The following is a 7,615-nucleotide window of genomic DNA, read 5'->3' as shown; positions in this document are numbered from 1 at the left end:
GGACACAGCCCGTCGTAGGAGCGGGTTCACCCGCGAAAGGGCCGGCCCTGCTGGCCAATTTCCACCCGCCGTTCACTGTTGCGGCCGCTACCGTATTCGCGGGTAAACCCCGCTCCTACACCGGTGGTGGACCCACACGGGGGGGTGGACACAGCCCGTCGTAGGAGCGGGTTCACCCGCGAAAGGGCCGGCCCTGTTGGCCAATTTCCACCCGCCGTGCACCGTTGCGGCCGCTACCGTATCCGCGGGTAAACCCGCTCCTACACAGATTGGTGGTGGACACACATCGGAGGTTGGACACAGCCCGTCGTAGGAGCGGGTTCACCCGCGAATGGGCCGGCCCTGCTGGCCAATTTCCACCCGCCGTTCACTGTTGCGGCCGCTACCGTATTCGCGGGTAAACCCGCTCCTACACAGATTGGTGGTGGACACACATCGGAGGTTGGACACAGGCCGTCGTGTAGGAGCGGGTTCACCCGCGAAAGGGCCGGGCCTGCTGGCCAATTTTCACCCGCCGTTCACCGTCGCAGCCGCTACCGTATTCGCGGGTAAACCCGCTCCTACACCTGATCGGGGGTGGACACACATCGGTGATTGGACACAGCCCGTCGTAGGAGCGGGTTCACCCGCGAACACCGGCAGAGCCGGTGCCATCCACCGCGTTGGTTTCTTCGCGGACATGCCCGCACAGAGTCCTCGATCTGTCAGCCTCGCACCCCCAGCATCCCGCGCTCGACGATAAAGTCGATCACCGCCTGCAACCCCTCGCCCTTCTTCAGGTTGCTGAAGGTCCAGGGTCGCTGCGGCCGCATGCGCTGGGTGTCGCGCTCCATCACCTCCAGTGACGCCCCTACATAAGGCGCCAGGTCGGTCTTGTTGATCACCAGGAAGTCGGACTTGGTAATGCCTGGGCCGCCCTTGCGCGGGATCTTCTCGCCCTCAGCCACGTCGATCACGTAAATAGTCAAGTCAGCCAGCTCCGGGCTGAAGGTGGCGCTGAGGTTGTCACCGCCGCTTTCCACGAAAATGACTTCAAGATTACCGAACTTGCGCGCCAGCGCTTCGACCGCCGCCAGGTTCATCGAGGCGTCTTCACGAATGGCCGTGTGCGGGCAGCCACCCGTTTCAACGCCAACGATGCGCTCCGGCTCGAGGGCGCCGGCCTCGGTGAGGATGCGCTGGTCTTCCTTGGTGTAGATGTCGTTGGTAACCACGGCGATCTGGTAGTGATCGCGCATGGCCTTGCACAGCGCTTCCAGCAGTGCGGTCTTGCCAGAGCCGACCGGGCCGCCGACACCGACGCGCAGGGGTTGTTGATAGCTTTGCATGCAGGCAGTCCTCAGGAACGGAACAAACGGGTGTATTGGGTTTCGTGACGCGATGAAGCGATGGCCAGCAGCGGCAGGCCGCCGCCAAGCTGGTCATCGCCCAGGGCCAGTGCCTGGTCCAGTGCAGCAGGCAAGTCGGCGCCAAGGTCGCGCAGCAAGGTCTGGGCAGCCTGCTGGCCGAACGGCACCAGCTTGACCCCGGCCATGACCGCGCCCTCCAGCCAGGCAAAGCCATGGCCCAATGCCAGCTGGCGCAGCGGGATGGCCCAGTGTGCAGCCAGCCAGGCCATACCGCCCAACTGAGTCAGCTCAAGGCTGGCGCGCCAGGCCGGTGCCTGGCCCAGTTGCCAGCCGTCGAGCAACCGCGCCAGCGCTGCGCCGCGCTGCTGTTCTTCCAGGCGCAGCTCGGCGGTTTCGCGGTTGGCCAGCAAGAACCGGCTCCAGTGACCGAACGCTTCGGCGTCCTCAGCCTGGCAGGCCTGGTACAGACGCGCCAGCACCGGCCAATCGAGGCAGGCCAGGGTGTCGTGAACCTGCTCACGCTGCCAGCCGGCAAAACTGTCCACGCCCCGAACCCAGCCGGCCTCGACCGCCCACTCCAGGCCTTGCGAATAGGTAAAACCACCCACCGGCAAGCCGGGGCTGGCCAACTGCAGCAGGCGCAGCAGCGCCAGGTCGCTGTTCATCAACCGGCCAGTACCAGCGCGGCGCCGGCCAACAGGCCACCGCCAAAGGCCTTCTGCAGGCCGCTGTGGCGGCGCAGCAGGCAACCGACTGCAAAGCCCGCCGCCAGCAGCAAGCCGCTGACCGCGACAAACCCTGCGCTGAATTGCCAGAAAGCGCTCGGGGTGGCTTCTACGCCATGGGCCCAGCCATGGAACAGGGCGAACACCGGCATGGCCATGGCCAGCAGCAACTGGCGGCTCGGCAGCAGCACCGCCCCGGCAGCCACCAGCAGCGACACGGCAATCAGGGTCTCCATGCCCAGCACATCGCCGAACAGGTGACCGCACACGGCCCCTCCGAACATGGCCGCCAGGGTCGCCAGAGGCAACGTCAGGTTGCGCCGGGTCAACGCGGCGAGCACGCCGGTACCCAGCAGCATCAGCAGGTGATCGAGCCCGGTCAGCGGGTGCAGCAGGCCGTCCTGCAGCGGGTTGCTGTCATGGCCCGGATGGGCGAAGGCTGGCAGTGCCAGCATCAACAGAAACAGGGCGAAAGTCTTTTTCATCGGTTGCTCCAGGGCAGTTCAGGAATGGGCAGGCAGGCGTACGAACGGGTGATCGTGGCCATGGGCATGACTGTGGCTGTGGCCATGCGGTGCACTTTGGTAAGCGCCCGCTTCAGGCTCGAACGGGGCCTGTTCGGCCTCTACCGTCAGGCCCAGCCCCCGCAGCATGTCGTCCAGCACATGGTCGTGCTGGAAGCGCAACAGCCCGGGTTCGATCTGCAGCGGCACATGGCGGTTACCCAGGTGGTAGGCGGCGCGGGCCAACAGGTGTGGATCGGCACAGCGCACCGTCGACACCGCCTCGGGCGCCGCCAGCACGCGGATCAGCTGGGTGCCCTCGGCATCGGCCAGCAGTTCACCTCCGCGCAGCAGGTGGCCGCGCTCCAGCATCAGCCCGGCTTCGCGGCCATCGTCCAGGGTTACTCGCAGGCGGCTCTTGATACGGCTGTCCACGTCGAGGGTGACAGTGCCACTGACAACCCGCGTGCCGGGTTCGGAGATACGGCGGCTCAAGACAATCATGGGTGCTCCTCAGAACAGGAAATAGCGCTGGGCCAGCGGCAGTTCGCTGGCCGGTTCGCAGACCAGCAGCTCGCCATCGGCACGCACCTGATAGGTCTGCGCATCGACTTCGATCAGCGGCTGCAGGGTGTTGTGGACCATGTCCGGCTTGCGTACCCGCCGGCAGCCGTTGACCACGCCAATCAGGCTGCGCAGGTTAAGCTCCTCGGCCAGCCCGCGGTCCATTGCCGCCTGGGGAAGGAATGTCATGCGTGTGGCATGCCGAGCCGCCCCCAGCGCGCCGAACATCGGCCGATAGTGGACAGGCTGGGGGGTGGGTATGGAGCCGTTGATGTCGCCCATGGGCGCGGTGACGATCATCCCGCCCTTGAGCACCAGGGCCGGCTTGACCGCAAAGAACGCTGGCGACCACAGCACCAGGTCGGCCAGCTTGCCGACCTCCACCGAGCCCACTTCGTGACCGATGCCATGGGTGAGTGCCGGGTTGATGGTGTACTTGGCGATGTAGCGCTTGACCCGGAAGTTGTCGCTGTACGGGGTGTCCGGTGCCAGCGGCCCGCGACGCAGCTTCATCTGGTGCGCCACCTGCCAGGTGCGCAGCACCACCTCGCCAACCCGGCCCATGGCCTGGGAGTCGGACGAGGTCATGGCAAAGGCGCCCATGTCGTGGAGGATGTCCTCGGCAGCGATGGTTTCGCGGCGAATGCGTGACTCGGCGAAGGCCACGTCCTCGGCGATGCTCGGGTCCAGGTGGTGGCAGACCATGAGCATGTCCAGGTGCTCGTCCACGGTGTTGATCGTGTAAGGCAGGGTCGGGTTGGTCGAAGATGGCAGCACGTTGGCCTGCCCCGCCGCACGGATGATGTCCGGGGCATGGCCACCACCGGCACCTTCGGTATGGAAGGTGTGGATGGTGCGGTCGCCGATGGCCGCCAACGTGTCTTCGATACAGCCCGACTCGTTGAGGGTGTCGGTGTGAATCGCCACCTGGATATCCATTTCCTCGGCCACGCCCAGGCAACAGTCGATGGCTGCTGGCGTAGAGCCCCAGTCTTCATGCAGCTTGAGCCCGACAGCACCTGCGGCAATCTGCTCGCGCAGCGCGTCTGGCCGCGAGGCATTGCCCTTGCCCAGCAGCCCGATGTTGATCGGCAAGCTGTCGGCAGCCTGCAACATGCGCGCAAGGTACCAGGGGCCGGGCGTGCAGGTGGTGGCATTGGTGCCAGTGGCCGGCCCGGTTCCACCGCCGATGAACGTGGTGACACCGCTGTTCAATGCCTCGTCCACCTGCTGTGGGCAAATGAAGTGAATATGCGAATCGACCCCCCCGGCGGTGACGATCTTGCCCTCGGCCGCGATCACCTCGGTCCCTGGCCCGACCGGCACGTTCACGCCCGGCTGCACATCGGGGTTGCCGGCCTTGCCGATCACCGCGATGCGTCCATGCTTGATGCCGATGTCGGCTTTGACGATGCCCCAGTGGTCGATGATCAGCGCATTGGTCAACACCAGGTCCATGGCCTCGGCCGCCAGCATCTGGCCCTGCCCCATGCCATCGCGAATGACCTTGCCGCCGCCGAACTTCACCTCTTCGCCGTAGATCGTGAAGTCTTTCTCGACCTCCACCCACAGCGCAGTGTCGGCCAGGCGCACGCGGTCACCAACAGTGGGCCCGAACATGTCGGCATAGGCCTGACGGGAAATACGGCTCATGCCCTGCCCTCCAGCGCGCCCATCACCTTGCCCTGAAAACCATAGACCTCACGCTTGCCGGCGTAAGCCACCAGTTGCACGGTACGCGCCTGACCCGGCTCGAAGCGCACGGCAGTGCCGGCCGGGATGTCCAGGCGAAAGCCCAGGGTGGGCGCCCGGTCGAACACCAGCGCGTCGTTGACTTCATAGAAGTGGTAGTGCGAGCCGACCTGCACCGGCCGGTCGCCATGGTTGGCCACACTGACGCTGACCGTTTCTCGGCCACTGTTCAACTCGATGTCGCCCGCGGCGACCTGGATTTCACCTGGGATCATGCGACGCTCCTTGGCGGTTTCAGACGATGGGGTCATGCACGGTCACCAACTTGGTGCCATCCGGGAAGGTCGCCTCGACCTGCACGTCGTGAAGCATTTCAGCGATACCGGGCATCACCTGCTCACGGGTCAGCACTTCACGCCCCAGGCTCATCAGTTCGGCGACTGTGCGGCCATCGCGGGCGCCTTCGAGCACCGCGGCACTGATCAGCGCCACGGCCTCCGGGTAGTTGAGCTTCAGGCCACGGGCCAGACGCCGCTCCGCCAGCAGCGCTGCAGTGAACAGCAGCAGTTTGTCTTTCTCTCTCGGGGTAAGCTCCATGGCGCTCTCTCAGGTAGCCCAGATTCGCGGTGGGCAGGCTGGCAGGCCGAGGATGGCCGGGCGCAGCACATGCCACAGGCGTTGCAGGGTGCGTTGCAGGTGTTGGTTGTCATGGTCGAGCACCCGGATCACCAGCAACGACCCGAGCAGGGTCGCACCGGCCGGGTTGCCCAATTCATCGAGTAGCGGGCGAACCTGCTCCAGCACGGCCTGATCGGCAGGTGCGGCGCAGAAGGTGGCGAGTAGCGGGTGCCCACCCAGCTTGTCCAGATGCCCGCCTTCGAGACGCAGGCGCTCATGCAGGCCAACCTCGTCAGGCAGTTCGATGTGCAAAAGGCTGTCGAGGGCGCCGTGGTCGAAACGCTCGTGCATGACCGGACGGCCCAGGCACAGGGTTTCCCAGGCCAGCAGGCGGGCGCCCGGTTCAAGGGTAAAACGGCTGGCGAGGCTGGCACGGGCGCCGGAGAAGAAGATGCTGTCCTGCGGCAGCCACTCCAGGGTGCTGCCCGCGGCCAGATGGAAGCGTTGGGCCAACCGCGCGGTCGGGCCGATGCTACGGTAGAACTTGCTGGCGCCGGGCATGGTCAGCAGCGCGTGGCTACCCGGTTCCAGGTGAATGTCCAGTTCCAGGCGGTCGCCGGCGACGATGCCGCCTGGCGGGTGCAGGACATAGACATGGCACGGCGCACCTTCAGGATAGAAAGGCCGCTGCACCAAAAGAGGTCCGAAATGCTTCCACGCACCAAGGCGGGTCACGCCGTCACGCTGGACAAAGCGCAACTGCAGGTGAGCACTCCAGCCCGCATCGTCTTGCTGTTGTTCGATCTGCTCCGCGAGCGACATCCTGCGGCCCCTGAAATCCGTGGCCTGCTGGCCGTTTAGAGGGTCCGGCGCGGGCGCCTGCTAGCGCGCACGGCCTGACCACTCGATCAAATTCGCAGGCTGGATATAGCAGGTTGCGGGCCAACTTCGCAGGTGAACGATGATGAAACCTGTGCAGTGCCCGCTCTGGCATCGAGCATGCGGGGCAATGGCGCACAAAGCAGGGGCGTGTGTCGGCCCTGTTTCGGTGCCGGCATACGTGAAAATGGGGCTGCTTTGAGCCCCACAATATCAAGCCTCAGTAATCGAAGCGGTCCACGGCTCGCCGACGCTCGTTGTCATCACGCCGGTCATAGATGGCCGTGGTCTGGATATTGGCATGGTGCGCCAGCTTCTGCGCAATCGACAGGTCGTGCTCTTCGATCACCCGGGTAATGAATGCCCGGCGAAAATCGTGCGGCATGATCTTCACCCCCACCTGCGCGCCGCGCTGGCGGGCAATGTAGTAGATCGCATGCTTGGTAATGCGCGCCCGGGTAATGTGGTTGCCGCGACGGATGCGGTTGAACAGGAACGGGTCATCTTCCGCCCCGGCAGGCAGGTCCTGGCGGCGCAGTTCAAGCCAGGCCTGCAGCTTCTCGAACGCCCACGGCGGTGCGTACTTGACCAGCTGGTGGTTGCCCTTGCCCACTACCTGCAGGCTGCGCGCCTCGAAGTCGACCTGGTCGAGGTCGATGTCGACCGACTCCGACTTGCGCATGCCGGTGCCGTAAAGCAAGGCAATGATCGCCGCATCACGTACCCCCTGTGGCCGCGGGTCGGCGGCGCACACATCCATCAGCTCGCGGATCAGGCTGCGGCGCAGGTTGCGCCCTGGCGGCAGGCGGCTGCCCGTGGCGGGCTTGACCTCGCGAATACGCAACAGCTGCTCGTGGTCGATCAGGCCCTGACGCCAGGCCTCGTTCATCACCCCGCGAATCGCGTTGACGTACAGCGACGAGCTGTTGGGCGCGTAGCCATCGGCACGCAGGGCAGCCACCAGTGCAATCACATGGCCCGGCTCGAGCCGATGCCAAGGCACATCGACAATGTTGCAGTCGACAAAACCTAGCCGGTCGGCGGCGTCCTGAAGAATGTAGCGCATGGTTTGCTGGCTGGATGGGGCCAGACGGGCCATGTACTGCAGCAGCGGATTTTTCGAGAGGTCGGACAAAACGTGAATCCTGTAGCGAAGCGTCAGCCGGCACTGAACCAGGCAAACCCTGAAGCAAGTCAAAACGACATACAAGCCAGTCTGAATGACCGCAATACGCGCGTGTCATTCGGACCCTGAGAAGTGCCATCACCTTGATATTCAAGGGCT

Annotated in this window: 9 protein-coding genes; all 9 read right to left on the bottom strand. The window is 65.0% G+C overall.

Annotated features, from left to right (window positions below; all coding sequences use genetic code 11):
* Positions 1-704 precede the first annotated feature (704 nt).
* Complete coding sequence (ureG, locus tag N5D53_RS23650; RefSeq protein ID WP_010953755.1) at positions 705-1,328, bottom strand: urease accessory protein UreG; 624 nt, start codon at positions 1,326-1,328, stop codon at positions 705-707.
* 11 nt (positions 1,329-1,339) lie between these two features.
* A complete protein-coding gene (locus tag N5D53_RS23645; RefSeq protein WP_047605152.1) occupies positions 1,340-2,014 on the bottom strand; it encodes an urease accessory protein UreF in 675 nt (224 codons plus the stop codon).
* On the bottom strand, positions 2,014-2,559 hold the full coding sequence (locus tag N5D53_RS23640; RefSeq protein WP_064493089.1) for a HupE/UreJ family protein: 546 nt from the start codon (positions 2,557-2,559) through the stop codon (positions 2,014-2,016). Before N5D53_RS23640 ends, N5D53_RS23645 begins: the two co-directional genes overlap by 1 nt.
* Positions 2,560-2,577: 18 nt before the next feature.
* A complete protein-coding gene (gene ureE, locus N5D53_RS23635) occupies positions 2,578-3,081 on the bottom strand; it encodes an urease accessory protein UreE (RefSeq protein ID WP_003253926.1) in 504 nt (167 codons plus the stop codon).
* Between the two features lie 9 nt (positions 3,082-3,090).
* Entirely contained in the window at positions 3,091-4,794 is a 1,704-nt protein-coding gene (ureC, locus tag N5D53_RS23630; protein WP_014591285.1) for an urease subunit alpha, read from the bottom strand.
* A complete protein-coding gene (locus tag N5D53_RS23625; protein ID WP_010953752.1) occupies positions 4,791-5,108 on the bottom strand; it encodes an urease subunit beta in 318 nt (105 codons plus the stop codon). The genes ureC and N5D53_RS23625 overlap by 4 nt, the downstream gene beginning before the upstream one ends.
* 19 nt (positions 5,109-5,127) lie before the next feature.
* Positions 5,128-5,430 carry an urease subunit gamma gene (locus N5D53_RS23620; protein WP_003253929.1) on the bottom strand — a complete coding sequence of 101 codons (303 nt, stop codon included), beginning with the start codon at positions 5,428-5,430 and terminating at the stop codon, positions 5,128-5,130.
* Positions 5,431-5,439: 9 nt separating this feature from the next.
* Positions 5,440-6,273: an urease accessory protein UreD gene (locus N5D53_RS23615; RefSeq protein WP_020193707.1), complete on the bottom strand. Its 834-nt coding sequence runs from the start codon at positions 6,271-6,273 to the stop codon at positions 5,440-5,442.
* Between the two features lie 277 nt (positions 6,274-6,550).
* Positions 6,551-7,465 (bottom strand): tyrosine-type recombinase/integrase, encoded by a 915-nt coding sequence (locus N5D53_RS23610; RefSeq protein WP_004576552.1) that lies wholly within the window; start codon positions 7,463-7,465, stop codon positions 6,551-6,553.
* Between the last annotated feature and the right edge of the window lie 150 nt (positions 7,466-7,615).

The sequence above is a fragment of the Pseudomonas sp. GD03862 genome (genome assembly GCF_029840855.1).
In the GTDB taxonomy this organism is placed as follows: Bacteria; Pseudomonadota; Gammaproteobacteria; order Pseudomonadales; family Pseudomonadaceae; genus Aquipseudomonas; species Aquipseudomonas alloputida.
The sequence above is the reverse complement of the archived record's forward strand: the minus strand, read 5'-3'. Positions and strand labels throughout refer to the sequence as shown.

Excerpts from the sequence above, each read along its gene's own strand:
- N5D53_RS23645 (WP_047605152.1), bottom strand. The coding sequence starts at position 2,014 with ATGAACAGCGACCTGGCGCTGCTGCGCCTGCTGCAGTTGGCCAGCCCC.
- N5D53_RS23615 (WP_020193707.1), bottom strand. The coding sequence starts at position 6,273 with ATGTCGCTCGCGGAGCAGATCGAACAACAGCAAGACGATGCGGGCTGG.
- N5D53_RS23625 (WP_010953752.1), bottom strand. The coding sequence starts at position 5,108 with ATGATCCCAGGTGAAATCCAGGTCGCCGCGGGCGACATCGAGTTGAAC.
- N5D53_RS23640 (WP_064493089.1), bottom strand. The coding sequence starts at position 2,559 with ATGAAAAAGACTTTCGCCCTGTTTCTGTTGATGCTGGCACTGCCAGCC.
- ureC (WP_014591285.1), bottom strand. The coding sequence starts at position 4,794 with ATGAGCCGTATTTCCCGTCAGGCCTATGCCGACATGTTCGGGCCCACT.
- ureG (WP_010953755.1), bottom strand. The coding sequence starts at position 1,328 with ATGCAAAGCTATCAACAACCCCTGCGCGTCGGTGTCGGCGGCCCGGTC.
- N5D53_RS23620 (WP_003253929.1), bottom strand. The coding sequence starts at position 5,430 with ATGGAGCTTACCCCGAGAGAGAAAGACAAACTGCTGCTGTTCACTGCA.
- ureE (WP_003253926.1), bottom strand. The coding sequence starts at position 3,081 with ATGATTGTCTTGAGCCGCCGTATCTCCGAACCCGGCACGCGGGTTGTC.